General features: G+C 66.9%; 28 protein-coding genes and 1 tRNA gene. 17 read left to right on the top strand and 12 right to left on the bottom strand.

The genetic code is table 11. From position 1 onward, the window contains the following. Positions 1-30: 30 nt before the first annotated feature. Positions 31-1,188: a transglycosylase SLT domain-containing protein gene (locus FEF15_RS00940; RefSeq protein WP_163557210.1), complete on the bottom strand. Its 1,158-nt coding sequence runs from the start codon at positions 1,186-1,188 to the stop codon at positions 31-33. A gap of 65 nt (positions 1,189-1,253) precedes the next feature. Further along, positions 1,254-2,021 (bottom strand): hydroxyacylglutathione hydrolase, encoded by a 768-nt coding sequence (gene gloB / locus FEF15_RS00935; RefSeq protein WP_163557209.1) that lies wholly within the window; start codon positions 2,019-2,021, stop codon positions 1,254-1,256. 117 nt (positions 2,022-2,138) lie between these two features. On the opposite strand from gloB, the gene FEF15_RS00930 reads away from it, so the two are divergent. Genes FEF15_RS00930 through nudC form a run of 4 tightly spaced genes read left to right on the top strand, consistent with a single transcriptional unit; the run spans position 2,139 to position 4,936 of the window. After that, on the top strand, positions 2,139-2,912 hold the full coding sequence (locus FEF15_RS00930; RefSeq protein ID WP_163557208.1) for a methyltransferase domain-containing protein: 774 nt from the start codon (positions 2,139-2,141) through the stop codon (positions 2,910-2,912). Continuing rightward, positions 2,905-3,393 carry a ribonuclease HI gene (gene rnhA / locus FEF15_RS00925; protein WP_163557207.1) on the top strand — a complete coding sequence of 163 codons (489 nt, stop codon included), beginning with the start codon at positions 2,905-2,907 and terminating at the stop codon, positions 3,391-3,393. The genes FEF15_RS00930 and rnhA overlap by 8 nt, the downstream gene beginning before the upstream one ends. 5 nt (positions 3,394-3,398) lie before the next feature. Beyond that, positions 3,399-4,160 carry a DNA polymerase III subunit epsilon gene (gene dnaQ, locus FEF15_RS00920; protein ID WP_163557206.1) on the top strand — a complete coding sequence of 254 codons (762 nt, stop codon included), beginning with the start codon at positions 3,399-3,401 and terminating at the stop codon, positions 4,158-4,160. Then, complete coding sequence (nudC, locus tag FEF15_RS00915) at positions 4,160-4,936, top strand: NAD(+) diphosphatase (protein WP_163557205.1); 777 nt, start codon at positions 4,160-4,162, stop codon at positions 4,934-4,936. The genes dnaQ and nudC overlap by 1 nt, the downstream gene beginning before the upstream one ends. Before the next feature lie 18 nt (positions 4,937-4,954). Here nudC and FEF15_RS00910 read toward each other — a convergent pair whose 3' ends face one another. Next, positions 4,955-5,266, bottom strand: a complete 312-nt coding sequence (locus tag FEF15_RS00910) for an SCP2 sterol-binding domain-containing protein (protein ID WP_163557204.1) — start codon at positions 5,264-5,266, stop codon at positions 4,955-4,957. 170 nt (positions 5,267-5,436) lie between these two features. Here FEF15_RS00910 and sohB point away from each other — a divergent pair, with 170 nt between their 5' ends. Then, positions 5,437-6,477 carry a protease SohB gene (sohB, locus tag FEF15_RS00905; RefSeq protein WP_163557203.1) on the top strand — a complete coding sequence of 347 codons (1,041 nt, stop codon included), beginning with the start codon at positions 5,437-5,439 and terminating at the stop codon, positions 6,475-6,477. 3 nt (positions 6,478-6,480) lie between these two features. Here the strand turns inward: sohB and FEF15_RS00900 are convergent, their stop codons facing one another. Next, positions 6,481-6,801: a metalloregulator ArsR/SmtB family transcription factor gene (locus FEF15_RS00900; RefSeq protein WP_163557202.1), complete on the bottom strand. Its 321-nt coding sequence runs from the start codon at positions 6,799-6,801 to the stop codon at positions 6,481-6,483. Between the two features lie 345 nt (positions 6,802-7,146). On the opposite strand from FEF15_RS00900, the gene FEF15_RS00895 reads away from it, so the two are divergent. The 3 genes from FEF15_RS00895 to FEF15_RS00885 all read left to right on the top strand — a co-directional run bounded on the left by FEF15_RS00895 (position 7,147) and on the right by FEF15_RS00885 (position 10,707). Then, complete coding sequence (locus tag FEF15_RS00895; protein WP_163557201.1) at positions 7,147-9,057, top strand: propionyl-CoA synthetase; 1,911 nt, start codon at positions 7,147-7,149, stop codon at positions 9,055-9,057. Between the two features lie 169 nt (positions 9,058-9,226). After that, complete coding sequence (locus FEF15_RS00890) at positions 9,227-9,898, top strand: 7-cyano-7-deazaguanine/7-aminomethyl-7-deazaguanine transporter (protein ID WP_163557200.1); 672 nt, start codon at positions 9,227-9,229, stop codon at positions 9,896-9,898. Between the two features lie 26 nt (positions 9,899-9,924). Beyond that, on the top strand, positions 9,925-10,707 hold the full coding sequence (locus tag FEF15_RS00885) for an alpha/beta fold hydrolase (protein WP_163557199.1): 783 nt from the start codon (positions 9,925-9,927) through the stop codon (positions 10,705-10,707). 3 nt (positions 10,708-10,710) lie between these two features. Here FEF15_RS00885 and FEF15_RS00880 read toward each other — a convergent pair whose 3' ends face one another. Then, the gene (locus tag FEF15_RS00880; protein ID WP_163557198.1) at positions 10,711-12,000 is read right to left on the bottom strand and encodes an ABC transporter substrate-binding protein; all 1,290 of its coding nucleotides are present in this window, start codon (positions 11,998-12,000) and stop codon (positions 10,711-10,713) included. 131 nt (positions 12,001-12,131) lie between these two features. On the opposite strand from FEF15_RS00880, the gene FEF15_RS00875 reads away from it, so the two are divergent. From FEF15_RS00875 to FEF15_RS00835, 9 genes are all read left to right on the top strand, one after another. Next, positions 12,132-13,838: a potassium/proton antiporter gene (locus FEF15_RS00875; RefSeq protein ID WP_163557197.1), complete on the top strand. Its 1,707-nt coding sequence runs from the start codon at positions 12,132-12,134 to the stop codon at positions 13,836-13,838. A 72-nt stretch (positions 13,839-13,910) separates the two neighbouring features. Beyond that, positions 13,911-14,000, top strand: a tRNA-Ser gene (locus FEF15_RS00870). A gap of 119 nt (positions 14,001-14,119) precedes the next feature. Next, a complete protein-coding gene (locus FEF15_RS00865; protein ID WP_163557196.1) occupies positions 14,120-14,581 on the top strand; it encodes an NUDIX hydrolase in 462 nt (153 codons plus the stop codon). A gap of 91 nt (positions 14,582-14,672) precedes the next feature. Beyond that, positions 14,673-15,341, top strand: coding sequence for a Bax inhibitor-1/YccA family protein (locus tag FEF15_RS00860; RefSeq protein WP_163557195.1), 669 nt, complete (start codon positions 14,673-14,675; stop codon positions 15,339-15,341). Between the two features lie 89 nt (positions 15,342-15,430). After that, a complete protein-coding gene (gene tusD / locus FEF15_RS00855) occupies positions 15,431-15,823 on the top strand; it encodes a sulfurtransferase complex subunit TusD (protein ID WP_163557194.1) in 393 nt (130 codons plus the stop codon). Between the two features lie 12 nt (positions 15,824-15,835). Beyond that, positions 15,836-16,210: a sulfurtransferase complex subunit TusC gene (gene tusC / locus FEF15_RS00850; protein ID WP_163557193.1), complete on the top strand. Its 375-nt coding sequence runs from the start codon at positions 15,836-15,838 to the stop codon at positions 16,208-16,210. Positions 16,211-16,243: 33 nt separating this feature from the next. After that, positions 16,244-16,534, top strand: coding sequence for a sulfurtransferase complex subunit TusB (gene tusB / locus FEF15_RS00845; protein ID WP_163557192.1), 291 nt, complete (start codon positions 16,244-16,246; stop codon positions 16,532-16,534). Continuing rightward, entirely contained in the window at positions 16,534-16,887 is a 354-nt protein-coding gene (locus tag FEF15_RS00840) for a TusE/DsrC/DsvC family sulfur relay protein (protein ID WP_163557191.1), read from the top strand. The genes tusB and FEF15_RS00840 overlap by 1 nt, the downstream gene beginning before the upstream one ends. Before the next feature lie 34 nt (positions 16,888-16,921). Next, complete coding sequence (locus tag FEF15_RS00835; protein ID WP_163557190.1) at positions 16,922-17,488, top strand: ACP phosphodiesterase; 567 nt, start codon at positions 16,922-16,924, stop codon at positions 17,486-17,488. Positions 17,489-17,505: 17 nt separating this feature from the next. Here the strand turns inward: FEF15_RS00835 and glp are convergent, their stop codons facing one another. From glp to FEF15_RS00800, 7 genes are all read right to left on the bottom strand, one after another. Beyond that, on the bottom strand, positions 17,506-18,726 hold the full coding sequence (gene glp / locus FEF15_RS00830; protein WP_163557189.1) for a gephyrin-like molybdotransferase Glp: 1,221 nt from the start codon (positions 18,724-18,726) through the stop codon (positions 17,506-17,508). Further along, on the bottom strand, positions 18,719-19,240 hold the full coding sequence (moaB, locus tag FEF15_RS00825; protein ID WP_163557188.1) for a molybdenum cofactor biosynthesis protein B: 522 nt from the start codon (positions 19,238-19,240) through the stop codon (positions 18,719-18,721). Before moaB ends, glp begins: the two co-directional genes overlap by 8 nt. Next, the gene (locus tag FEF15_RS00820) at positions 19,237-19,560 is read right to left on the bottom strand and encodes a DUF1244 domain-containing protein (RefSeq protein WP_163557323.1); all 324 of its coding nucleotides are present in this window, start codon (positions 19,558-19,560) and stop codon (positions 19,237-19,239) included. Before FEF15_RS00820 ends, moaB begins: the two co-directional genes overlap by 4 nt. Positions 19,561-19,654: 94 nt before the next feature. Continuing rightward, positions 19,655-20,713 (bottom strand): formate dehydrogenase subunit gamma, encoded by a 1,059-nt coding sequence (locus FEF15_RS00815; protein WP_163557187.1) that lies wholly within the window; start codon positions 20,711-20,713, stop codon positions 19,655-19,657. Between the two features lie 12 nt (positions 20,714-20,725). Then, positions 20,726-21,376, bottom strand: coding sequence for a formate dehydrogenase FDH3 subunit beta (gene fdh3B, locus FEF15_RS00810; RefSeq protein WP_163557186.1), 651 nt, complete (start codon positions 21,374-21,376; stop codon positions 20,726-20,728). A gap of 25 nt (positions 21,377-21,401) precedes the next feature. Then, positions 21,402-24,257: a formate dehydrogenase subunit alpha gene (locus tag FEF15_RS00805; protein ID WP_163557185.1), complete on the bottom strand. Its 2,856-nt coding sequence runs from the start codon at positions 24,255-24,257 to the stop codon at positions 21,402-21,404. Between the two features lie 24 nt (positions 24,258-24,281). After that, positions 24,282-24,560 (bottom strand): twin-arginine translocation signal domain-containing protein, encoded by a 279-nt coding sequence (locus FEF15_RS00800; protein ID WP_240454028.1) that lies wholly within the window; start codon positions 24,558-24,560, stop codon positions 24,282-24,284. Positions 24,561-24,581: the final 21 nt, after the last annotated feature.

Below are 24,581 nucleotides of genomic sequence, written 5' to 3'. Positions count from 1 at the left end.
AAACTGCCATGCCGGTTTTTGACCCGGCGATCAGCGAGATGCCAGGCTCTGGCTGGGCATGTCGAGCACCTGGCCGACCTGGATCACGTCGCCGCGGAGGCTGTTGTGACGGCGGATCTCGTCGACGCTGATCCCATGGCGGCCGGCGATGCGCGACAGGGTATCGCCTTGCTGCACCACGTACTCTGCGGCACCAGGCGAGTCGTTACGGGCCGGCTCATCACCCAGGCGGGCCAGGACCGTCGCCTCATGCTCACTGGGAATCATCACCACTTCGGCCGTGCCCGGGCGTACCTGGCTGCCGCTGAGCGCCGGATTGAGGTCGGCGATTTCGGTGTGGCTGACGCCCGCCATGTCGGCCAGTCGACGCAGGTCGAGCGGCTGGTCCACCGGCACCTCGGCAACAGCCGGGGCTGTCTCGATGGCGGGCAGCTCGATGTCGTACGTCTCAGGATCGGCGACGATGGCGGCAATCGCATGCAGCTTGGGGAGGTAGTTCATGGTCTCGCCAGGCAGGTCGAGATTCCAGTAATCGCCTCGTTCTCCGCGGGCCAGGGCCGCGTTGCGTGCCCGGTTCACGGTGCCGGCGCCGGCATTGTAGGCTGCCAGGGAGAGTTCGATGTTGCCGTCGTACCACTGCTCGGCCTGCAGTTCGATGTAGTCGAGGGCGGCTTGCGTGGCGGCCGCCACGTCGAGCCGGCCGTCGTATCCCTGCAGACGCTGCAGGCCCAGGGCGTCGGCGGTACCCGGCATGAACTGCCACATCCCGGCGGCACCGCGGTGGCTAAGGGCATGCGGATCGAAGGAACTTTCGATGAAGGGGATCAGGGCCAGTTCGCCCGGCAGGTCGCGCTGCTCGATCTGCTCGGTGATCCACGCCAGCCAGGGGCGGGCGCGTTCGGCGATCTCGTGCACGTTCTGCGGACTGGCACGCAGCTTGTCGATCCAGTGCTGCACTCGGGGGTCGTCGATATGCAGTTCCCACTGCATGGCATTGCGCAGCCGCGCCCAGGCATCCGCGGCGCGGGGCTTGAGCTGCAGGGCATTCCAGAAGTGGCGCGTCGGCTCGACGGCATGGGGGTTCAAGGTGGCAGCCTGGGTGACGGGGCCAGCCAGAGCCAGGGCGCAGATCAACGCGAGGCTGCTGGCCAGGCCGATGCCCTGGCGGCGGGCTGTTCGATAGGTCATGCAGTCTCCTTGCTAATCGCAGGACGGCGAGATCGCGGGGGTGTTCGGGATCACGTCGGTGGCGATCAGAATCGATCCTTCCAGGCCCGCAGGGTGGTAAAGGTAGCCAGGTCGGTGTCGGTGTCGCCCTGAGCAGCGGCCGCCGCACGCACCTCGGGGTCAGCACAACGCAGGAACGGGTTGATGCGCCGTTCACGGCCCAGGTCGCTGGGCAGGGTGGGGCGGTCCAGTTCCCGGGCACGTTCCGTCTCGGCCATTGCCGCCGCCACATCGGGGTTGTGGGGATCGGCAGCGCTGGCGAAGCGCAGATTGGCGAGCGTGTATTCGTGGGCGGCGAACACCAGGGTGTCGTCGGGAAGTTCCGCGAGGCGCTTAAGTGAGTGGTGCATCTGCTCGGGGGAACCTTCGAAGAGCCGGCCGCAACCCGCCGAAAAGAGCGAATCGCCACAGAAGAGCAGAGGAGGGATGCCCGCGGTGAAGTAGGCGATATGATCGAGGGTGTGGCCCGGTACGGCCATGATATCGAAGCGACGCCCCATCACCCGGCAGGTGTCGCCATCCTCCACGCGCTCGTCGATGCCTTCGATCTGCGGGTTGTGGGGGCCGATCACGTGGGGCGCGTAGCGCTGGATGAGCTCCGGCAGGCCGCCGGTATGGTCGTGATGATGGTGGGTGATCATCACGCTCGCCAGGGTCAGGCCCTCACGCTCCAGCAGCTGGATGACGGGCTCGGCATCGCCTGGATCCACGACGCACACGTTGGGGCTCGTGTCCTGACGCAGAAGCCAGATATAGTTATCGTTAAACGCGGGAATCGGTGTCACGCTCAGCATGGGCAGGTTGTCCTCGTTGCGTCGTCAACCGAGTGAGCGGAATGGGGCCGGCCCGCATGCTGCGAGCGGTCTGGAAACGGCTTACAAAACACACAATCTTGGAGGTGATGGTCGACGATGTCAAACGCGCAGGAGGCCATCGCCCTGGCACGGCTTTACCGGGAAGGGCAGCGTTACTGGGCGAGTGCCGATGGCGGTGCGCACTGGCGCACCGAGCGCGCCTGCCTAGGGCCCATCTGCGAGCGCCTGCACGGCGGGCACCGCCTGGAGCTGGGCATGGCGCCCAGCCTGACCGAGATGTGCCCGATCCGGCATGCCTTGCGCTGGGCGCCCACGGCCGAGCTCGCCGAGGGACCCTCGACCCTGGTCTGCCCGCCGGACGCCCTGGCACTGCCCGACGAGTGCCTGCACCTGGTCGTCGTCCATCATCTGCTTGAAGTGGTACCCAATCCTCACCGCCTTCTGCAGGAAGCCGCTCGGGTCACCGCCGACGACGGCCACCTGATCATCTTCGGCTGGGCCCCCATGGGGCCGGCGGGCCTCGCCCGTCTGTGGCCCGGCCATCGGCACCGCCTGCCGTGGCGTGGCCGTTGGCGAACCCCGGCCGGGCTGCGGGATTGGTTGGCGTTTGTCGACTTCCAGATCGAGCGGGTAGACTACTGCGGCTTTCATCTGCCCGGCAGCCTGCCGCGCAATGCCACGCTGGAGACCTTGGGCCGGCGACACAACCTGCCCTTGGGCGACAGCTACATCATCCGCGCTCGACGCCACAATCGGCTGGCCCATGTCCAGCGCCCCCAGCTGAGCCTCGGCAACGCGCTGGGTGGCGGTGCCCTGGGGCATGCCTCGCGCGTCGGGCGCCACAGCGAAAGGGTATGCGAGCTTGAGTGATGCACCCTCGGATGGCCCGCTGCCCCGGGTCACCGTTTACACCGATGGCGCCTGTCGCGGCAACCCGGGACCGGGCGGCTGGGGCGCGGTGCTGCAGAGCGGCCAGCACGAGAAGGCGCTCAAGGGCGCCGAAGCCATGACGACCAACAATCGCATGGAGCTGATGGCGGCGATCATGGCACTGCGCGCCCTCAAGCGTCGCTGCGAGGTGGAGCTCTGGACCGACTCGGAGTACCTGCGCCGCGGCATCACCGAGTGGATTCATGGCTGGCAGAAGCGTGGCTGGAAGACGGCGAGCCGCCAGCCGGTGAAGAATGCCGAACTGTGGCGTGAGCTGCTCGACGAGACCCGGCGCCACCGCATCCAGTGGCACTGGGTGAAGGGGCACAGCGGCCACCCCGGCAACGAGCGGGCCGATGCCCTGGCCAATGCCGCCATCGACGAACAGACGGCCAGCGCCGCCCTCTCCAACCAGGAGTGAGTCCCATGCGACAGATAGTTCTGGATACCGAGACGACCGGCATCGACCCGCGCGACGGGCACCGCCTGATCGAGATCGGTGCCGTGGAGCTGGTCAACCGCCGTCTGACCGGTAACAACTTCCACCAGTACATCAACCCTGAGCGCGAGATCGACGCCGAGGCGATCGGTGTGCACGGCATCACCAATGAGCGGGTGGCCGACGAGCCCCGCTTTGCCGAGATCGCCCAGGCGTTCTGGGACTACATCCGCGGCGCCGAGCTGGTGATCCACAACGCCGCCTTCGACGTGGGCTTCATCGACCACGAATTCCAGCTGCTGGCCGCCGAGCGTCGCGAGCCGCGCCTGGGGCCGGTGGCGGAGCATTGCCGCATTCTCGACACCCTGAAGCTGGCACGTGATCGCCACCCCGGCCAGCGCAACAACCTCGACGCCCTGTGCAAGCGCTACGAGATCGACAACGGGCATCGAGTGTTGCACGGCGCCCTGCTCGATGCCGAAATCCTCGCCGAGGTCTACCTGGCGATGACCGGCGGGCAGACGGCGCTGACCCTGGATGCCGACGACAGCGGCAGCAGCGAAGCAGTCGCCGGCGGGCTCGCGATTCGCCGGCTGTCGCTGGCCCCCGGCACCCTGCGCGTGGCCAGCCCGAACGACGCGGAGCTCGCTGCCCATCGCGCCAAGCTGGAGCAGATTCGCCAGGCGGCGGGCCACTGCCATTGGGATGACCTGGGCGAACGCTCGGAGCTCACCGCGGAGCCCCGCTGATGCTGCGTCGCGAGTTGCCGCTGGCGGAAACAGCGGGGTGGGTGATCCGCATCGCGGAGGGGCGCATTGCCCCCGGCCCCGACGGCTCCCCCCTTCAGCTGCAGCAGTCCTGGTCGAGCACCTGGCAGCCGCTCTGCTACTGGGATGAGGTTCCGGTGGCGCTGGCCGTGGAGGCGCAGGCCGAGGAGAGCTGGCCGGACGGCCGCCACTGGCTGTCACGCTTGCCCGAGTCATGGTTTCCGCTGCTCTCCACCGCCCTGCAGGTGGCCGCCTGGCTGCGCGACCACCGCTTCTGCGGGCGTTGCGGCGCGCCTTCCGCGCGGCTGGACCGCGAATTCGCCATGCTCTGCCCGCACTGCGGTCACCGCAACTACCCGCGCATCTCGCCCTGCATCATCACCCTGGTGACCCACGGCGAGAGCCTGCTGCTGGCTCGCAGCCCGCGCTTTCCGCCGGGGCGCTACTCCACGCTGGCGGGCTTCATCGAGCCCGGTGAGTCCGCTGAGGACGCCGTGCGCCGCGAGATCCACGAGGAGGTGGGCCTGCCGGTGGGGCGGGTGCGCTACTATCGCAGCCAGGCGTGGCCCTTTCCGCATTCGCTGATGCTGGGCTTCTTCGCCGAGGCGGCGAGCCGGGAGCTGCACATCGACGGCGTCGAAATCGTCGATGCCGCCTGGTTCCGGCCAGGGCGGCTGCCCCAGCTGCCGCCCCTCTACTCGATCTCGCGGGCGCTGATCGAGACGCACCTGGCGGAGGTGGCGACGGCTACCCGCTGAGACGAGCGGTCGGCCGTGTCAGCGATTGGGGAAAAGACTCGAGAGCTTGGTGGCCAGCATGACGTTGCCGGTGGCCTTGAGCTTGCCAGTCATGAAGGCGCTCATGCCGCTGATTTCGCCGGTCATGACGCCCTTGAGGGTGTCGCTGCTCATGCTCAGGGTGACCGAGGGGTCGTCGTGTTCGCCCTCGTGGACAGCCAGGCTACCGTCCTGGACTACCAGATAGTGGCTGCCGGCATCGCTGAAGTGGAACTGGAAGACGTCATCCATCCCCTGGGCGGCCTGGGGATCGAAGCGCTGTTGCAGTTTCTCGAGCGTGGAGCGGGACATGGTCGTTCCTTTTCAGGGTGTCATGGGGAATCGTGTCGTGGGGAGAGGTGAGATGGCACCCATCCTGCGACGAAAGCGTATTTCGAACGATCGTTTTAATCAAGAGCATTGTGCTGCGCGCCGGGCGACGGCAGGATGGACCCATCGAATGTGGTAGCGGAGATCTCAGGGTGGAAGAGTGGCTGACCGAATTAGGACTCTTTGTGGCCCAGCTCGTGGTCCTGGCGCTGATCGTGGGCCTGGCGCTGGCAGCGATCGCACGGTTTCGCGGCGAGGGCAGTGAACGCCTGCGTCTGCGCGTCGAGCAGCTCAACGATCGCCGCGAGTACCGGCGTCGCCGGCTGGCTCTCGCCGCCAGCGAGCCGGGCGCCCGCAAGCGGCTGCTCAAGGCGTTCCGGCGCGACGACAAGGCGCGTGGCCGCCGCGGCGGCAAGGAGACATCGGAATCGCAGCAGACGGTGTGGGTGCTCGACTTTCACGGCGACATCCGCGCCAGCGGTACCGGGCGCTTCGCCGAGGAGATCACCGCGGTGCTGGCGAGTGCCGAGGCGGGTGACGAGGTGGTACTGCGTCTGGAATCCGCGGGCGGGCTGGTGCACGCCTATGGCCTGGCCGCCGCCCAGGTGGATCGCCTGCGTGAGGCCGGTTTGACCACCACGGTGTGCGTCGACAAGGTGGCAGCCAGCGGCGGCTACCTGATGGCGTGCGCCGCCGACCAGTTGCGTGCTGCGCCCTTCGCGGTGCTCGGCTCCATTGGCGTGGTGGCGCAGCTGCCCAACCTCCACCGCCTGCTCAAGCGCCACGACGTCGACGTGGAGCTGCTGACGGCCGGCGAATACAAGCGCACGCTCACCGTGTTCGGCGAGAACACCCCGGAAGGACGCGACAAGTTCCAGTCCGACCTGGACAACACCCACCAGCTGTTCAAGGCCCATGTGGCCGAGCGTCGCCCGGATCTGGACGTCGATGCCGTGGCCACCGGCGAGGTGTGGCACGGGCGCGATGCCCTCGGGCGCGGCCTGATCGATGCCCTGGACACCAGCGAAGCCTATCTGGTGTCGCGCATGGAAACGGCACGGGTCATCGCCGTGCGGCTGGAGTCGCGGCGGTCGATGGGCGAACGCCTGGGCATGGCCGTTTCCCACGGCGTGGAGCGTGGCGTCGACCGGCTGCTCGAACGCCTGGATGCCGGTCGCTGGGAGAAACGCTGACGCTCAGAGACCCTGCAGGCGCGCTAGCGTCTCGACCAGGGCCGGCGCCTGCTCCCCGTGTACCGAATAGTAGATGGTCTGGGAGGCGCGACGCGTCGTGACCAGACCCTCCCGACGCAGGATCGCCAGGTGCTGCGACAGTGCCGACTGGCTCAGCGCCAGGCGGCGGTTGAGTTCGGTGACGGAGAGTTCCGTGCCGTCGAGCAGGCAGAGAATGCGCAAGCGATTGTCGTTGGCGACGGCCTTGAGCAGGGCCGTGGCCTCGTCAATGGCGTCGTCTCCTGCATCGAGCAGGCGTGCAGCCGCGCTGTGTGAGGTGCTCATCATGGTCTCCCTTTATCGGCTCGCCGTGCGCTGGTGGCACTCGTCAGGATGGCGTCGGGAGCCGGGTCGAGCGGCGGCACGGACAATGCCGCATCGCTCACAGCCAGTGGCCGATTTTCATGGCATCACTCATTTAGTCATCTTTGATAGTGGTTCCGATCCTGTCAAACGCCGTGTCAACGAAGATAGGGCTGCCCTGGCTCCGACCTCGCACGGTTGTCAACAATATTGACTCTCACTTCGGCGCTTTCACCATCCTTAGCCGATGGTATGAAGGAAATCCGCGAGAAAATCTCTAAAGTGTCAACAATCATCGTGGCAACTTCGACGCCGGACAGGAAACCCATGACCACCTACAAGACCGAATTCCAGCACTCCATCGAGCGGCCCGAATCCTTCTGGGCAGAGCAGGCTCGCCGCATCCCGTGGTTCACGCCGCCCTCCACCATTCTCCAGTACGACGAGCAGCAGCACGCGCGCTGGTTCGTCGATGGCGAGCTCAACATCTGCCACGCGGCCCTTGACCATCACGTCGAGGAGGGACGCGGCGAGCAACCGGCCGTCTTCTGGGATTCTCCGGTCACGGACAGCAAGCGCACCCTGACCTATCGCGAGATGCGCGACGAGGTAGCCCGCGTGGCCGGTGCGCTGCGCCGCCTGGGGGTCGAGAAGGGCGATCGGGTGGTCATCTACATGCCCATGGTGCCCGAGGCGCTGATGGCCATGTACGCCTGCGCGCGACTCGGCGCGGTGCACTCCGTCGTCTTCGGCGGCTTCGCGCCCCACGAACTGGCCGTGCGCATCGACGACGCCAAGCCCAAGGTGGTAGTGGCGGCGTCCTGCGGCATCGAGGTCGAGCGCGTCATTCCCTACAAGCCGATCCTGGACGACGCCATTGCCCAGAGCGAGCACCAGCCGGATGCCTGCGTGATCCTGCAGCGTGAGCGGCAACCGGCCACCCTGGGCCCTCGCGATCATGACTGGGCCGCGCTGGTCGCCGAAGCCGAGCCCGCCGACTGCGTGCCCGTCAAGGGCAGCGACCCGCTCTACGTGCTCTACACCTCGGGCACCACCGGCAAGCCCAAGGGCGTGGTGCGCGACACCGGCGGCTATGCCGTGGCGCTGCACTACTCCATGGAGGCGATCTACGACGTGGCGCCGGGCGAGGTGTTCTTCTCCGCCTCGGACGTGGGCTGGGTAGTCGGCCACTCCTACATCGTCTATGCGCCGCTGCTGCGCGGCTGCACCACGGTGGTCTACGAGGGCAAGCCGGTGAAGACGCCGGATGCCGGCGCCTTCTGGCGCCTGATCAGCGAGTACCGGGTGAAGAGCTTCTTCACGGCCCCCACTGCCTTCCGCGCCATCAAGAAGGAGGACCCGGACGCCAAGCTGCTCGAGCAGTACGATATCTCCTGTCTCAAGGCGCTGTTCCTGGCCGGCGAGCGTCTCGATCCGCCGACCTTCCACTGGCTGGACGACCTGCTCGACGTGCCGGTGATCGACCACTGGTGGCAGACCGAGACCGGTTGGCCGATCGCCGCCAACCTCCACGGCCTCGAGCCCATGCCCACGAAGGCGGGCAGCGCCACCGTGCCGGTACCGGGATTCGACGTGCAGATCCTGGATCGCGAAGGAGAGCGCGCCCACGCCATGGAGCAGGGCAGCGTGGTCATCAAGCAGCCGCTGCCGCCCGGCTGCCTGACCGGCATCTGGGGCGACCCGCAGCGCTTCCACAGCGCCTACATGGCGGCGTTCCCCGGTTACTATCTCACCGGCGACGGCGGCTACTTCGACGAGGATGGCTACCTTTTCATCATGGGGCGCACCGACGACGTCATCAATGTCGCCGGCCACCGCCTCTCGACCGGCGAGATGGAAGAGGTGGTGGGCGCCCATCCGGCCGTGGCCGAGTGCGCGGTGATCGGCATCCACGATGCGCTCAAGGGTCAGGTGCCCGTGGGGCTGGTGATTCCCAAGGACGGCTTCGAGGGTGACGAGGTAGCCCTGGAGCAGGAGCTGATCGACAAGGTACGCCAGCAGATCGGCCCTGTCGCCTGCTTCAAGCAGGTGCTCGTGGTCAACCGCCTGCCCAAGACCCGCTCCGGCAAGATTCTGCGCAAGCTGCTGCGCAACATCGCCGACGGCAAGGAGTACGGGGTGCCATCGACCATCGACGATCCGGCGAGCCTCGAGGACGTCCACGAGGCCATGAAGGAGCGCGACGTGGGCGCCGCTCACGAGGCCCGTCAGGTCTGAAGACTCCGCTGGCCGAGCCCCTGCGACGCCGCCTCCGGGCGGCGTCGTGCTGTGCGGCCGTTGCCTTGGCCTGTCCGGGCCTGGCGCGTATACTACGCGCCTTCCAGTCACGAGGGTTCCCTCACCCCTCCCGCGGCGAGCTCAGCCGCGCACGAAAAAGGACCTGCCGATGTTCACGCTTCCGCCCGTACAGTACCGCCGTTGTCTCGCCCTGCTGGTGAGCTTCCATATCCTGGTGATCGCCGCCAGCAACTACCTGGTACAGATTCCGTTCACCCTGTTCGGTTTCCACACCACCTGGGGGGCCTTCAGCTTCCCCTTCATCTTCCTGGCCACCGACCTGACCGTGCGTCTCTTCGGCAAGGAGCCGGCGCGCGCCATCATCCTGCGCGTCATGCTGCCGGCGCTGGTGATCTCCTACCTGGTGTCGGTGATCTTCCCGCGCGGCAGTTTCGCGGGCCTCGAGGCGTTGAGCGAGCCCAACCTCTTCGTGGCCCGCATCGCCCTGGCCAGCTTCATGGCCTATGTGCTCGGTCAGCTGCTCGATGTTCAGGTCTTCGATCGGCTGCGCAGGCTGCGAGCCTGGTGGATCGCCCCGGCCGTATCGACCATCTTCGGCAACCTGGCCGACACCGCCGCGTTCTTTTCCATGGCGTTCTACAACAGCCCGGATCCCTTCATGGCGGCCAACTGGATCGAGATCGCCTGGGTCGACTACGTGATCAAGCTGGGTATCAGCCTGCTCTTCTTCCTGCCGCTCTACGGCGTGCTGCTCGCCTGGTTGAGTCGTCGGCTGGTCGCTGCCACCGGGCAGCAGGACCTGGCCCCGCAGCGCGCCTGATTCAAGCAACCGATATGGGAGGTCCGATGACCGTCGAGCTCAATCATGTGGACACCGGCGGGGAGGGCACGCCCCTCGTCGTCGTGCACGGACTGCTGGGCAGCGCCGACAACTGGCGCTCCCACGTCAAGCAGTGGCAGGAGCAGCACCGGGTGGTGGCCGTCGATCTGCGCAACCACGGGCGTTCACCGCATGCCGACGGCATGGGCTATGCCGCCATGGCAGCCGACCTGCTCGCCCTGCTGGATAAGCTGGGCATCGAGCGTGCCCACCTGCTGGGTCACTCCATGGGCGGCAAGGTGGTCATCAGCCTGGCCCGCCTGCATCCGGAACGGGTCGCGTCGCTGATCGTGGCCGACATCGCTCCCCAGGCCTACGGGCACGGCCATGATGACGTCTTTGCTGCCCTGCGCCGGGTCGCCGAGGGAGAGCCCACTAACCGCCGCGAGGCGGATGCGCTGCTCGCCGAACACGTGACGGAGCGCCCCATACGGCTGTTTCTCGCCACCAACCTGGAGCGCAGCGACGACGGCGTGCTACGGCTGCGCATCGGGCTCGAGCAGATCGAGGGCGACTATGAGGCGATCATGCAGGCGCCGGAAGGAGAGGGAAGCTACGACGGGCCGGTACTGGTGCTGCGCGGCGGACGCTCTCCCTACGTGACCGATGCCATGCTGCCCGCGCTTCGCGAAGTATTGCCCACGGCGCAGGTGGTCACTCTCGGCGAGGCAGGGCACTGGCTGCACGCCGAACAGCCCGAGGCGTTCCAGGCGGCGGTCAACGACTTCCTCGCCACGCTCGAGGCATAACCCTCAGGGCTCCGGCGTGCCCAGGTCCACCGCCAGGCGTTCCACCGGCTGGCGGGTCTCGATCACCCCGGCTTCCAGCAGCAGCTCCTCGAAGCGGGCGTAACGCCCCTGGTCCACGGCGGCGGGACGCTGGGCAAGACGCGGGAATACATCCAGCCAGGCCTCCCCCATGATGGGATCGTCGAGGGCCGGCTCCGCTGCCGTCATGAGCTCCCAGGCGGCCTCGCGGTGGTTGAGGATCCATAGGGTGGCCTCCTCGAGGGCGGCGACGAGTTCGCGAATGGCATCCCGCTGGGTAGCCAACCGGTCGCGGTTGGCCATCAGAATCAGGCCGTCGTGGGCGGGAAGGCCATGCTCCTCGAGCCGCAGCGTACGCGTGGGAATGCCCTCGTCGGCCAGCTGACGCGGCACGAGGTGGCGCTGGTGGATCACCACGCCATCCAGGTTCCCCTCGCGCATGGCGTCGAGCACCCCGTAGTTCACGTCCTCGAGGTCGATACGCTCGGGCAGGCCGTTGGCAGAGCCCAGCGGCGAGCTCAGCAGGGCGGCGCTGTCCTGTACTGTGTAGCCGAGGCGCAGCTTCGCGAGCGCCTGGGGCTCGTCGACATTTCCATCGACCGCTTCCGTGGCTTCCGCGGATTCGGGCTCCTCCTCGAGCAGTGACTGGCGCAGCACCAGCCCCGACAGCGGTGTGTCGATGAGGGTCGCCACCCGTACCAGCGGGGCGCCCTTATCCACCAGCAGATGCAGCAGGGGCTGGCGGCCCAGGGCCAGATCGGTGCGGCCGGCAGCCAGCAGCTTGGCGGGCACGTTGGGGTCGGCGGGGCTGACCAGTGTCACTTCCAGTCCCCGGCGCTTGAAGAAGCCCTTCTCTCGCGCCACCAGCAGGGCCGCATGCTGGGGGTTCAGGTACCAGTCGAGCGTGATGCTGAGGTGGGTCACCGGCGGCGGAGCGATCGGCTCGGCGGGCTCGAAGGCCACCGACGGCACCTCGGGGACAACCAGCTCGGGAGCCGGCTCGACGACGGCGGGGGAGGCCAGGAAGGAGGGACCTTCCACCACCGGCGGGACCTCGACGAGGTGCGGCGCCTCGATCAACGGCCTGCCCGGCGTTCCCTTTGCAGCCGGCGCTTCCGCGACCACCAGGCTCGGCGGCACCAGGACCTCGGTGTCCAGGGTCAATGCCTCCTCTTCGCCATCGGTGGCCTCGGCGAGGGCCATGGGTGCGATCAGGGCGCTTGGCAGCACGGCAAGGAGGACGGCGAGAAAGGGGGCGCGAGGAACCTTGTGCATGAGCGGGTTGGCACTCCAGCCATTGGTGAGGCGCCAGTTTATCCCTGGCCACCTTGTCGAAGCCAGCGGCGACGCCAACGGCGAACGGGCAGCGAGCGTGGCATAATGGCTCGCCCGCCTGCGAGGAAGCTATGGATACCATCAACACCCTCTTTCTTCTCAGCGGCTTTCTGCTTGCCCTGAGCGTGATTGCCAGCCGCCTTTCCACCCTGGTGGGCTTCCCCCTGCTGCTGATCTTCCTGGCGCTGGGCATGCTGGCAGGCGAAGAGGGCGTGCTGGGTATCCAGTTCGACGACTACTCTCTGGCCTTTCTGATCGGCCACCTGGCCCTGGCGATGATCCTGCTGGATGGCGGCTTGCGCACCCGGCTCAAGACCTTCCGGGTCGGATTCAGGCCCGCGCTCTCCCTGGCCACCCTGGGGGTTTTCGTCACCAGCGCACTGATCGGCGTCATCGCCATGCAGGTATTCGACCTGTCGTTGATCCAGGGCTTGCTGGTCGGTGCCATCGTCGGTTCAACGGATGCTGCGGCGGTCTTCTCCATGCTCAGCGGGCGGGGGGTGCACCTCAACGAGCGGGTTAGCGCCACCCTGGAGATCGAGTCGGGCACCAACGACCCCATGGCGATCTTCCTGACGCTGCTGCTGGTCGAGCTGCTGGTCGGCGACCTGGGAGGACCCCTGGGTACGCTGCTGTTCCTGGCCAGCCAGTTCGGCCTGGCGCTGATCCTCGGCGTGGGCGGTGGCTGGCTGAGCGGGCGCCTGTTACGCTGGCTCGACCTCGCGCCCGGGCTCTACTCGCTGCTGGCCCTGGCGCTGGGGTTTGCCGTCTTCGGGCTGACCGGATTCCTGGGCGGCAGCGGCTTTCTGGCCATCTACCTCACCGGGCTGATGATCGGCAATCAGCCGGGGCGCCACCTCAACTTCATTCTGCCCGTCCACGACGGCCTGGCTTGGCTCAGCCAGATCGGCCTCTTCCTGGTCCTGGGGCTGCTGGTCACGCCCTCGGAACTGCTGGAGTACGCCCTGCCGGCGACCGTCGTGGCCCTGGCGCTGATCCTGGTGGCTCGGCCACTCGCCGTGTTCATCAGCGTCAAGCCGTTCTTCAAGTTCCGCTGGCGGGAGCTCTTCTTCATCGCCTGGGTGGGGCTGCGCGGGGCCGTGCCCATCGTGCTGGCGATCTTTCCGGTGATCGGCGGGGTCGAGAACGCCTCGCTCTACTTCAACGTGGCCTTCGCCGTGGTGCTGCTGTCGCTGCTGATCCAGGGTGGCAGCCTGCCGCTGATGGCACGCTGGATGCGAGTCGAGATTCCCAAGGGGGTTACCCCCAACCATCGCGGGCCGCTCGGCATCCTGCCGGAGAACGACTACGAGATGTTCGTCTACAAGGTCGACAACAGCGACCTGGACGATGTGCCCATTCGACTGTTGCGCTTTCCCTCCGGCGCGGTGATCTCGGCCCTGTTTCGTGAACACGCCATGCTTCACCCCAAGGGCAGCACCCGGCTCAAGCTGGGCGATGTCATCTGCGTGATCGGCCGGGCCGACGACCTGCCGGCGCTGAACCGACTGTTCAGCGGCGAGACCCGCCTCAAGCAGGAGCGTGCCTTCTTCGGCACCTTCACCTTCGACGGCGACGCGCGCATGGGCGACATCGCCAGCGCCTACGGCCTCACCCTGAGCCCCGGCGAGACGGACATGACGCTCGGTGAGTTCGTCTCGCTGCGCGTCGGAGGGCACCCCGTGGTCGGCGACGACGTCGACTGGCACGGTATTCACTGGGTCGTCAACGAGATGGACGGCAACAAGGTCACCCGTGTCGGCCTGCGTCTTTACTGAACGGGTAACGCCTTGATCGCACACCGCTCTTGACCCCGGCCGAAAAGCTGATAAGATGCTTCGCCGTGAGCCGGAGGGATGGCAGAGCGGTTGAATGCACCGGTCTTGAAAACCGGCGAAGGTGAGAGCCTTCCCAGGGTTCGAATCCCTGTCCCTCCGCCACTCACCCAAATCAAATCAGAAAGCGCCCCGCAGCTCCTTGTCTTTGCCTTGACAAGCCATGTTGCGGGGCGCTTTCGCGTGCGGCGACGCATCGTAACCCGGCATGGTAGGGTAAAGCGATGAGCAAGAATCACGCCTCGTCCGTTCGCCCCATCGCCTCGGTCTCCGCGGCCGTGGTCTGCCAGGACCGAATTTTGATGGTGCGGCGGCGAAATTCCCCCAATGCCGGGCGCCTGGCTCTGCCGGGTGGCAAGGTCGAGCCGGGTGAGACCCTTCAGGCGGCCGCGGTGCGCGAGCTGCGCGAGGAGACCGGCTTGGAGGGCGTGCCTCGCGGGGTGCTCACCGCCATCGACATGCTGAGCCACGATGCCGCGGGTGAGTTGCTGTCGCACTACGTGATCGTGGTGATCCGCCTGCACTGGCGTGGCGGGGAACCCATGGCCGCCGACGATGCCAGCGAGCTGGTATGGCTGGATCTGGCGGGGTTGGAAGCGGCAGGGGACGATGTCTGCGTGACGGCCGCCCGGGTGGCGCGGGAGATCCTGCATCACGACTCCAGGGAAGAAGCAGCGTTGAGATGAGCGCAGGCAAGGGCTTGCGCGGGGAACACGGAGTGGGCATTCTAGGTCAACCAAAGGTCTACCCAGATCAATCACAGGGAGCTCTGTACCAATGGCCTATCAAGACACTCATGTGACGCAGCAGACGTCCCAGGCGGTCAGCACCAACAAGGTGTTGCGCAACACGTACGGGCTGCTGGCCATGACGCTGCTGTTTTCCGCGGTGACCGCGGGCGCCGCCATGGCGATGGGTATCGAGCGGATGAACATCTTCGTGTTCTTCATCGGCGCCTACGGCCTGATGTTCCTGGTGCACAAGACCGCCAACTCGGCCATGGGGCTGCTGTCGACCTTCGCCTTCACCGGCTTCATGGGCTTCACTCTGGGCCCGATCCTCAGCGCCTATCTGGCCATGCCCAACGGTGCCGCGCTGATCATGAATGCCCTGGCCATGACCGGCCTGACCTTCGTGGGGCTCTCTGCCGTGGCCCTGGTGACCAAGAAGGATTTCGGCTTCCTGGCCAACTTCCTGGTGGCGGGCGCCATCGTGCTCGTCCTGGCGATGGTCGCCGGCCTGATCTTCCAGATCCCCACGCTGATGCTGATGGTGTCTGCCGGTTTCGTGCTCTTCGCCTCGGCGGCCATTCTCTATCAGACCAGCGAGATCGTGCACCGCGCCGGCGAGACCAACTACATCCTGGCCACCATCACGCTCTACGTCTCGATCTACAACCTCTTCGTCAGCCTGCTCTCGCTGCTCGGCATCATGAGCAACGAATGACCGAGCCCGGTTGCCGTTACCGCCAGGCCCCGCTACGGCGGGGCCTGTGCATTTGAGGCTGTCACCACTTCCACACCGACACGATTGCCATGCGCTACGCATTGCTCGTTCAGGGCGCTCCCTACAGCCAGCAGGCCTCGCACTCGGCGCTGCGATTCGCCATGGCCCTGCCTGAACGGGGCCACAGGCTCGACAGCGTCTTCTTCTACCACGACGGGGTCTACAACGCCGCACGTCTCGCTGCACCGCCCCAGGACGAACCCCACCTGCCGGACGCCTGGCGCGAGCTGCACGAGCGCCACGGTACCGAACTCCTGGTCTGCATCGCCTCGGCCCTGCGCCGAGGCCTGCTCGACGAGCGTGAAGCCGCACGCCACGGCAAGGAGGGCCATAGCGTCGAGCCGCCATTCGAGCTCACGGGGCTGGGCCAGCTGATCGAGCTGGGCCGGCGCTGTGATCGGTTGGTGACATTTCCCCCTTGAGGAGGCCCGCCCATGGCACAATCTGACCCCCCGGGTGAGCTTCTGGTGATCCTGCGCCATGCGCCGCACGGCAGCAGCTGGCTGCGCGAAGGCCTCGACGCCGCTCTCGTGGCCGCCGCCTTCGGCCAGTCGGTCACATTGCTGTTCCAGGGCGAGGGTGTCATGGCGCTGCTCGAAGGGCAGGACAGCGGCGCCCTGGGCCAGAAGGGCACGTCCGCCACCTTGGAGATGCTCGGCATGTACGATATCGAGTCGCTCTACGTCGATGCCGCCGCCCTGGCCAGGTTCGGCCTGACGCGCGACGACTTGCTGCTGGCCGCCGAGCCCCTCGAGGCGGCGGACACGCCGGCCATTCTCGCCGCCCACCCTCAGGTGCTGGTCTTCTAGATAGCGCCCCAGCGCGCAACCGCGAGGTCACCCATGATCCTGCACATACTCAATCGCTCGCCGGGCGGCAGCCTGGTCTACCGCGACGCCCTGGCCAGCATGGGCCCCGACGATCGCCTGCTGCTGATCGAGGATGGAGTGCAAGGGGCACTGCCCGCGCAGGTGCGCCATTTCGAGCCGGTACTCGACCGATTATTCGCCCTGCGCGAGGATCTGGTATCGCGCGGCCTGGAGGGGCGCTGCGACGAAGCCGTCCAGGTGGTGGACGTCGACGGTTTCGTCGAGCTGACGGAGGAAGCGGACAAGACGGTGAGCTGGTTCTGATGGCCTCCACGGAGACATATCGCTATCTACAGGTGGGCGAGCGCGCCATTGCGCTCGACCCGGAGGGCTACCTGGTCGATCTGGCGGACTGGACGCCCGAGGTCGCCACGGCCCTGGCCGAGGAAGAGGGCCGCACTCTCTCGGAGGAGCACTGGGAAGTCATCGAGGTGCTGCGCGACTTCTACGCCCGTTTCGAGAACGCCCCGGCCATGCGACCGCTGGTCAAGTCCGTCGCTCAGGCGCTCGGGCCGGAGAAGGGGCGCTCGCTGCACCTCATGAAACTCTTCCCCGACAGCCCCGCCAAGGTGGGCGCACGCCTGGCCGGGCTACCCAAGCCCACTAACTGCCTGTGAGTCGGTGCCAACAGCAGGCGCCAGGAGTCGTCGCGTGAATTTCCTCGCCCACGCCTGGCTCGCCCGCGGCGGCAGCGACGACTTCCTGTACGGCAACCTGATCGCCGACGGGGTGAAGGGGCGTGACCTCACGGCCTGGCCGGATGCCGTGGCCCAAGGCATTCGCCACCATCGCCGCGTCGATGCCTACGTCGACCGACACCCGGTGGTCCTCGCCGCGCGCCGGCGTTCGCCACCGGAGCTGCGCCGCTATGCCGGCATAGCGCTGGACCTGATATGGGATCACTTCATTGCCGCCGAATTGAGGCAAGACGGCCGCGACAGGCTACTCATCCCGCGCTGCTATCACCTGCTGGCCTCGCGTCCCGCGCCGGCTCGCCTGGCGGGCATGATGCCGCTGCTCGTCGAGCAGGACTGGCTGCGCCGCTACCGTGACTTCGGCTTTACCTGCCGGGCCGTCGAGGGGATCGGGCGGCGTCTGTCAGGCCCCAATCGGCTTGCCGAACTGACGCCCTGGCTGGCGGCGGACTATCCCAGCCTGGCGGCCGACTTCCAGCGGCTCTGGCCGGAACTGGAGGCGGCACTCGGCGACGAGTCTTGAAATGACCTAGAAGAGAGTCACGGCAGCTGCAGCCATAGGCAATGCACCGCGTCTCCCTCCTTCACTCGACCGTGCTCCGCAATGACGGCAAGGGCATCCGCCTCGATGCAGGAGGCGAGCACGGCGGAATTCTGGTCCCGAAAGGCGTGTGCCAGGATGCCCTCGGGGCCGAACTCGAGGCGCACACGCAGGAAGTGACGGCGCGGGCCGGTTTCGGCAGCGAAGGCGGCCCGGGCGGTGAGCGTCGGCAGCTTGGCCAGCTTCGGGCAGTCGAGCAGGGCACCCAGCAGCGGCCGGAGGAAGAGCCAGGCACCCACGAAGGTGGAGACCGGATTGCCGGGTAGGCCCACGAACCGCGCCTCGCCTCCCTCGCCACGGCGCGGCAAGCGACCGAGTGCCAACGGTTTGCCGGGACGCATGGCGATACGCCACAGGTCGAGCTGTCCCAGTTCGCCCACCGCCGCCTTGACGTGATCCGCCTCGCCGACGCTGACACCCCCGGTGGTGACCACCACGTCGGCGCATTCAGCCGCCTGCCGAAGCAGACGCCGTGTCTCGTTGGCACTGTCGGGCACGGCGGCCTGCATTACCACCTCGGCACCGAAACGCGTCAGCAGGCGCTCCAGCATGGGCCGGTTGGAGTTGTAGATCTGACCCGGTCCCAGCGGCTCGCCGGGGGCTACGATCTCGTCGCCGGTGGAGAGAAGCGCCACTCGCGGCCTGCGTCGCACCGTGACTGTGGTGATGCCCTGGCCGGCGAGATGGCCGAGGGCTGCCGCCTCGAGCCACTGCCCGGCCGGCAGCAGGGGCGCGCCGGCGGCCACGTCGCGGCCGCGTCGGCGCACGTTGTTGCCGGCGGGAATGTCGCCGGTAACCTGCACATTCTCTTCGATGAGCGTGACGGCCTCCTGCATGACGACGCAGTCGGCGCCGGGTGGGATCTCGCCCCCTGTGAAGATGCGGGCACATTCGCCGCGGGGTAGAGGAGAGGGCGAGGTGCCGGCGGTGATGCGCTGGGTGACCGGCAACGCCTGACCGGCGTCGGCGTGGTGGAGGGCGTAGCCATCCATGGCGCTGTTGTCGAAGGGCGGCACGTCCAGGGTGGCCGTCACCGCCTCGGCCAGGACGCGGCCGGCGGCGCGGTCGCACTCGATCCGTTCGGCATCCAGCGGCGCGACATCGGCCAGCAGGGCGGCCAGCGCCGCCTCCACGCTCTGCAACGGATTGCCGTCAGCCATGCTGCCCCCGCTCCGGGATCACCAGGTTAGCGAAGTTGCAGGGCTTGTGCCGGCTGTCCAGCTGCTCGGCGAGCAGGCCGTCCCAGGCCGTGCGACAGGCGCCGCTGGAGCCCGGCAGGCAGAACACCACGGTGGCGTTGGCCAGGCCGCCCAGGCAGCGGCTCTGGATGGTCGAGCTGCCGATCTCGGCGAAGGAGAGCTGGCGGAACTGCTCGCCGAAGCCTTCGATGCGCTTGTCGAGCAGTACCGATACCGCCTCGGGCGTGGAGTCTCGGCCGGTGAAGCCGGTGCCCCCGGTGGTGAGGATCACCTGGATCTCGGGGTCGGCGATCCAGGCCGACACCGCGGCACGGATGCGGTAGACGTCGTCGATGACGATACGCCGCTCTGCCAGGCGATGCCCGGCGGCCGCCAGGCGCTCGGCGAGCAGGGCGCCGCTGCGGTCGGTCGATTCGTCACGGGTGTCGGAGATGGTCAATACCGCGATGGAGAGCGGAATCATCGCCTCGTTCATGCGTTGTCGCTCTCCTGCTTTCGGGCCTGGCGCGTCGCGAAGGCGGCCTGCTGCTCCGGGGTGGCCTCCTTTTGGTACTGCGCCTTCCACTCTGCATAGGGCATGCCGTAGACGTACTCGCGGGCGCTTTCGTAGTCGAGCTCGGCACCCCGCTCCTCGGCGGCGGCTACCAGCCACTTGGAGAGGCAGTTGCGACAGAAGTCGGCCAGGATCATCAGGTCGATGTTCTGCACTTCCTTGTGCGCATCGAGGTGGTCGAGCAGCCGACGGAAGGCCGCGGCCTCGAGTTCGGTTCGTGTCGTCTCGTCGAGGTGTTGCATGGTCACTTGCGCGCTCCTGTAGTGGGCCTTTCCGCCAGCATAACAAAAGACACCGCCCGTGGTCGGGCGGTGTCGGTAATGGAATATCCCGGATTCATCCCGATCGCGGCGCCGGATCGCTACGGGTCCCCTCGGCAGCCTCGTCGGCGAGAGTTTGTTCATCCACGGCCTCTCCCTTCACCTCCTCGTACCAGAGGTTGTGATGGTCCTTGGCCCAGGTTTCATCCACGTAGCCGGTGGTCATGCCCTCCAGCGACCCTTCGGAGCCAATGGTGCCGATATAGATATGACCGAACGCCAAGGCTGTCAGGCCCAGTGCGCCCACGGCGTGCAGGATGTTGGCCCACTGCATGGTATCGCGGCCCTGGCCGTAGTTGGGGAAGTCCATCACCACGCCCGAGGCGATAACCAGGATCCCCACGGTGGCAAGCACCCAGAACCACGCTTTTTCACCGCCGTTGGCGAAGCCGGCGTCGACGTGCTGCTTGCCGACCAGTCCGCCGCCCTTCATGAACCAGGTAATGTCGTGACGTTTGGGCAGGTTGCGCTTGAGCAAGCGAAGCAACAGTACGACCAGCAGGATGCCGAACAGCGGTCCCAGGTAGTTGTGAGCCACCTTGGAGACGGAAATCATGCTGGCCCAGAACGCATCGCCGAACAGCGAGCGGAAAACGAATTTGCCGTACAGCAGATTGAGTCCGGTGAGCGCCAGGACAATGAAGAGCGTGGCAACCGTCCAGTGGAGCGACCGCACCACCAGCGGCCAGCGCAACAGCTTGCGACCGGTGCGCGGCGCGCTGAGGTCCTTGCGCCCGATGATCACGTAGAACAGCGCAATCACCACGAGCATGCTGCCAATGACGATGAGTCCGAAGGGCGAGACCCAGCGGTTGCGCAGCTGTCGCCAGGTCTCCCCGCTGGCGTTGACCAGGTTGTAGTCGCTTCCCGCCCGCGAATCGCGGAAGTTAGGCCCGGTCTCGCCGCTGCGCACTTGGCGCCAGGTATCGGCATCCAGCGCCGGCACCGCCGTGGCCGCCTCGCGCTCGGGATCGGCCTGGGCCATGACACTCTGCGAGAGCACCAGACCAACCACTAGCAGCAGGGCGAGCAGTGGCAATCGCCATAGCGACTGCCGGTCAATGAAGTGGCTCATGACATCACCTCCTCAGCCCTGGCGGGCGGCGTCGTAGGCCAGCGAGTCGGCCGCGGACAGGTCGTCACCCTGGCCGGTGCGCATCCGCTCTCGGCGCTGGTTGCCGGACCAGCCGCCGTCGCGGTGGCCGCGCCGCACCACCCGCTGGCGGAAGATGTCGGCCACTTCCTGGGCGTCACCGGCAAGCAGCGCCTTGGTGGAGCACATCTCGGCACACAGCGGCAGCTTGCCCTCGGCAATGCGATTGGCCCCGTACTTCTGGTACTCCTCCTCTTTGGTCTCCGCCGGGCCGCCGGCGCAGTAGGTGCACTTGTCCATCTTGCCGCGCTCGCCGAAGGCGTTCTGCTTGGGGAACTGCGGGGCACCGAAGGGGCAGGCATAGAGGCAGTAGCCGCAGCCGATGCACAGGTCCTTGTCGTGGAGCACAATGCCGTCGTCGGTCTTGTAGAAGCAGTCGGTGGGGCAGACCGCCATGCAGGGCGCATCGTCGCAGTGCATGCAGGCTACCGAGATCGACACTTCGCCGGGCTCGCCGTCGTCGAGGGTGACCACCCGCCGGCGCTGGACACCCCACTCCACGTCATTGGCGTTCTTGCAGGCGGTGACGCAGCCGTTGCACTCGATGCAGCGTTCCGCGTCGCACATGAATTTCATCTGAGCCATGGGAATCTCCTGGTACCGGGTGCCGTCAGCTGGCCTTCTCGATGCGACACAGGGTGCACTTGGTTTCCTGCATCTGCGTCACGGTGTCGTAGCCGTAGGTGGTCGCCGTGTTGGCCGCCTCGCCGAGCACGTAGGGTGCCGAGCCTTCGGGGTAGCGGTCGTGCAGGCTCTCGCCCTGGAACATGCCGCCGAAGTGGAAGGGCATGAACACCACCTCACGGGCCACGCGGGGCGTGACCAGCGCCTTGACGCGCACACGGCCGCCCTCAGCCCCCTCGACCCAGACGTCGTCGCCCTCGGCGATGCCCAGGTCATTGGCCAGCGCCGGGTTGATCTCGACGAACATCTCCTGCTGCAGCTCGGCGAGCCACGACATGGAGCGCGTCTCCTCGCCGCCGCCTTCGTACTCCACCAGGCGCCCTGAGGTGAGGATGATGGGGTAATCGCCGGTGACGTCGTTCTCCTGGATGCTCTTGTAGAGCGTGGGGAGCCGATAGTGGGAAGCCACGTCATCCCAGGTGGGATAGTCCTCGACCAGGTCGCGACGGCTGGTGTAGAGCGGTTCGCGGTGCTTGGGGATGGGGTCGGGGAAGGTCCAGACATTGCAGCGCGCCTTGGCATTGCCGAAGGGAGAGCACTCGTGGGCGATGGCCACCCGCTGAATGCCGCCGGAGAGGTCGGTCTTCCAGTTCTTGCCCTCGGCCTCGGCTTTCTCGTCGTCGCTGAGATCGTCCCACCAGCCGAGGTCCCTGAGCATCTCGGCGGTGAACTCCGGGTAGCCGTCCTCCAACTCGGAGCCGGCACTGTAGGAGCCGTCGGAGAGGATGTTCTCGCCGTCGCGTTCGATGCCGAAGCGCGCGCGGAACGTCAAGCCACCCTCGGAGACGGGCTTGCTGGTGTCGTAGAGGATCGGCGTTCCGGGGTGGCCCATCTCGGCATTGCCCCAGCAGGGCCAGGGCAGGCCGTAGTAGTCGCCGTCGGCCGGGCCTCCCTGGGCCTGCAGCGTACGGAAGCTGAAGGTGTGCCAGTTCTGCTGGTGGGCCTTGAGACGCTCGGGGCTCTGGCCGGTATAGCCCACCGTCCACATGCCGCGGTTGAATTCGCGGGTGATGTCCTCGATCAGAGGCTCGTCGCCGTTCATCTCATAGTTCTTGACCAGTTCGTCGCCGAAGCCCAGCTTACGGGCCAGCAGATACATGATCTCGTGGTCGGGCTTCGACTCGAACAGCGGATCGATCACCTTGTCGCGCCACTGCAGCGAACGGTTGGTCGCGGTCACGCTGCCGTAGGTCTCGAACTGAGTGGCCGCCGGCAGCAGGTAGACGCCGTCGCTGCGGCCGTGCATGACGCCGGCCACGGTGGGGTAGGGGTCGACGATGACCATCATCTCCAGCTGCTGCATGGCCTGCTGCATCTCGGGCCCGCGGGTCTGGGAGTTGACCGCATGCCCCCAGTAGAACATCGCCTTGAGCCGGGTACGCTGTGAGATCGCCTCCTCTTCTTCGAGCACCCCGTCGATCCAGCGCGACACTGTGATGCCGCTGGAATACATGGGCTGGCCGTCGGCGTACTCGGTCGAGTCGAAACGACCCTTGAGCCAGTCGAGATCGAGGTCCCAGACGCGTGCCCAGTGAGCCCAGGCGCCCTCGGCGAGGCCGTAGTAGCCGGGCAGGGAGTGCGACATCAGCCCCAGGTCGGTGGCGCCCTGGACGTTGTCGTGGCCGCGGAAGATATTGGCCCCGCCGCCGGACTTGCCGATATTGCCCAGCGCCAGCTCGAGGATGCAGTAGGCGCGGGTGTTGTTGTTGCCGGTGGTGTGCTGGGTGCCGCCCATGCACCAGACGATGCAGCCGGGGCGGTTCTCGGCCAGGCGCTGGGCGGTATCGCGCATCTGTGCCTCGGGCACGCCGGTGATGCGCTCCACCTCGCTGGGCGGGAAGTTCGCCACCTCGGTACGCACCTCGTCCATGGCGTAGACCCGCTGATTGATGTATTCGCGATCTTCCCAGCCGTTCTCGAAGATATGCCACAGCAGGCCCCAGATGAAGGCCACGTCGGAGCCGGGCCGGATGCGCACGAAGCTGTCGGCCTTGGCAGCGGTACGCGTGAAGCGCGGGTCGACGACGATGATCTGGGCGCCGCTGCGCTCCTTGGCCAGCAGGATATGCTGCATGGCCACTGGGTGCGCCTCGCTGGGGTTGGAACCGATGAACATGATCGACTTGCTGTTCTGCAGGTCATTGAGCGAGTTGGTCATCGCCCCGTAACCCCAGGTGTTGGCCACCCCGGCCACGGTGGTGGAGTGGCAGATGCGCGCTTGATGGTCGGTGTTATTGGTGCCGGCCAGGGCCGCGAACTTGCGCAGCAGGTAGGCCTGTTCGTTGTTGAACTTGGCCGAGCCCAGCCAGTAGATGCTGTCGGGGCCGTGCTGCTCGGTGAGCTCGAGCACCTTGTCGCCAATCTCCTCGATGGCCTCTTCCCAGGAGAGGCGCTGCCACTCGCCCCCCACCAGTTTCATGGGGTACTTGAGGCGGCGACTGGAGTGGCCGTGCTGTCGCAACGAGGCGCCCTTGGCGCAGTGTGCGCCACGGCTGATGGGGTGGTCGAAGGCGGGCTCCTGGCGGGTCCAGATGCCTTCCTGCACCTCGGCATAGACACCACAGCCCACCGAACAGTGGGAACAAACGGTGCGCTTGGTCTCCACCGGCGAGTCGAGCACCGGCGTCTTGTCCGCTGCGCGGGTCCGCTGCATCATCGGTGCGCCCATGAAGCCGGCCGCAGCCAGGCCGCCGGTGGCGGCACCACTACGCTTGAGGAACTGGCGTCGAGAGATGCCAAGTCCCTTCGCCTGGGGAAGATCGGATTTCCGGGTCAGTCGCATGGCGATGGTCTCCTGGCTCTGTCGTCAGTCACGCAGGGTGGCGTAGAAGGTACGGACGTGCTCGGTCTCCCGGTAGCGGGTCGAGCGCTCGGTCTCGTCACGGCTCGGCTCGGGCTCGGCCTGCACGAAAGTGACGTGCCCCACGGCGGTGGCCGCGCCGGCTGCCGCCGTTCCCAGGCCCAGGTGCTTCAAGAAACGCCGGCGCTGCGGGTTGCGTGTGGTTGGCATGGTGTTCTCCTCGACGATCGATGCCTCAGGGGCGTTGTTGTCGTTGCTGTGGTCGCTGTCTTCCGGTTGGGTCATGGGCTTGTCAGTGTGCGCAGG

Origin of the sequence: Halomonas sp. NO4 (genome assembly GCF_010994375.1) — a bacterium.
GTDB lineage: Bacteria > Pseudomonadota > Gammaproteobacteria > Pseudomonadales > Halomonadaceae > Halomonas.
This window is presented reverse-complemented; position numbering and strand designations above follow the sequence as displayed.

What these genes read in the sequence shown, in the direction of transcription:
- FEF15_RS00940 (WP_163557210.1), bottom strand. Translation starts at nt 1,188, where the DNA reads ATGACCTATCGAACAGCCCGCCGCCAGGGCATCGGCCTGGCCAGCAGC.
- gloB (WP_163557209.1), bottom strand. Translation starts at nt 2,021, where the DNA reads ATGCTGAGCGTGACACCGATTCCCGCGTTTAACGATAACTATATCTGG.
- FEF15_RS00930 (WP_163557208.1), top strand. Translation starts at nt 2,139, where the DNA reads ATGTCAAACGCGCAGGAGGCCATCGCCCTGGCACGGCTTTACCGGGAA.
- dnaQ (WP_163557206.1), top strand. Translation starts at nt 3,399, where the DNA reads ATGCGACAGATAGTTCTGGATACCGAGACGACCGGCATCGACCCGCGC.
- nudC (WP_163557205.1), top strand. Translation starts at nt 4,160, where the DNA reads ATGCTGCGTCGCGAGTTGCCGCTGGCGGAAACAGCGGGGTGGGTGATC.
- FEF15_RS00910 (WP_163557204.1), bottom strand. Translation starts at nt 5,266, where the DNA reads ATGTCCCGCTCCACGCTCGAGAAACTGCAACAGCGCTTCGATCCCCAG.
- FEF15_RS00900 (WP_163557202.1), bottom strand. Translation starts at nt 6,801, where the DNA reads ATGAGCACCTCACACAGCGCGGCTGCACGCCTGCTCGATGCAGGAGAC.
- FEF15_RS00895 (WP_163557201.1), top strand. Translation starts at nt 7,147, where the DNA reads ATGACCACCTACAAGACCGAATTCCAGCACTCCATCGAGCGGCCCGAA.
- FEF15_RS00890 (WP_163557200.1), top strand. Translation starts at nt 9,227, where the DNA reads ATGTTCACGCTTCCGCCCGTACAGTACCGCCGTTGTCTCGCCCTGCTG.
- FEF15_RS00885 (WP_163557199.1), top strand. Translation starts at nt 9,925, where the DNA reads ATGACCGTCGAGCTCAATCATGTGGACACCGGCGGGGAGGGCACGCCC.
- FEF15_RS00880 (WP_163557198.1), bottom strand. Translation starts at nt 12,000, where the DNA reads ATGCACAAGGTTCCTCGCGCCCCCTTTCTCGCCGTCCTCCTTGCCGTG.
- FEF15_RS00875 (WP_163557197.1), top strand. Translation starts at nt 12,132, where the DNA reads ATGGATACCATCAACACCCTCTTTCTTCTCAGCGGCTTTCTGCTTGCC.
- FEF15_RS00865 (WP_163557196.1), top strand. Translation starts at nt 14,120, where the DNA reads ATGAGCAAGAATCACGCCTCGTCCGTTCGCCCCATCGCCTCGGTCTCC.
- FEF15_RS00860 (WP_163557195.1), top strand. Translation starts at nt 14,673, where the DNA reads ATGGCCTATCAAGACACTCATGTGACGCAGCAGACGTCCCAGGCGGTC.
- tusD (WP_163557194.1), top strand. Translation starts at nt 15,431, where the DNA reads ATGCGCTACGCATTGCTCGTTCAGGGCGCTCCCTACAGCCAGCAGGCC.
- tusC (WP_163557193.1), top strand. Translation starts at nt 15,836, where the DNA reads ATGGCACAATCTGACCCCCCGGGTGAGCTTCTGGTGATCCTGCGCCAT.
- tusB (WP_163557192.1), top strand. Translation starts at nt 16,244, where the DNA reads ATGATCCTGCACATACTCAATCGCTCGCCGGGCGGCAGCCTGGTCTAC.
- FEF15_RS00840 (WP_163557191.1), top strand. Translation starts at nt 16,534, where the DNA reads ATGGCCTCCACGGAGACATATCGCTATCTACAGGTGGGCGAGCGCGCC.
- glp (WP_163557189.1), bottom strand. Translation starts at nt 18,726, where the DNA reads ATGGCTGACGGCAATCCGTTGCAGAGCGTGGAGGCGGCGCTGGCCGCC.
- moaB (WP_163557188.1), bottom strand. Translation starts at nt 19,240, where the DNA reads ATGAACGAGGCGATGATTCCGCTCTCCATCGCGGTATTGACCATCTCC.
- FEF15_RS00820 (WP_163557323.1), bottom strand. Translation starts at nt 19,560, where the DNA reads ATGCAACACCTCGACGAGACGACACGAACCGAACTCGAGGCCGCGGCC.
- FEF15_RS00815 (WP_163557187.1), bottom strand. Translation starts at nt 20,713, where the DNA reads ATGAGCCACTTCATTGACCGGCAGTCGCTATGGCGATTGCCACTGCTC.
- fdh3B (WP_163557186.1), bottom strand. Translation starts at nt 21,376, where the DNA reads ATGGCTCAGATGAAATTCATGTGCGACGCGGAACGCTGCATCGAGTGC.
- FEF15_RS00805 (WP_163557185.1), bottom strand. Translation starts at nt 24,257, where the DNA reads ATGCGACTGACCCGGAAATCCGATCTTCCCCAGGCGAAGGGACTTGGC.
- FEF15_RS00800 (WP_240454028.1), bottom strand. Translation starts at nt 24,560, where the DNA reads ATGACCCAACCGGAAGACAGCGACCACAGCAACGACAACAACGCCCCT.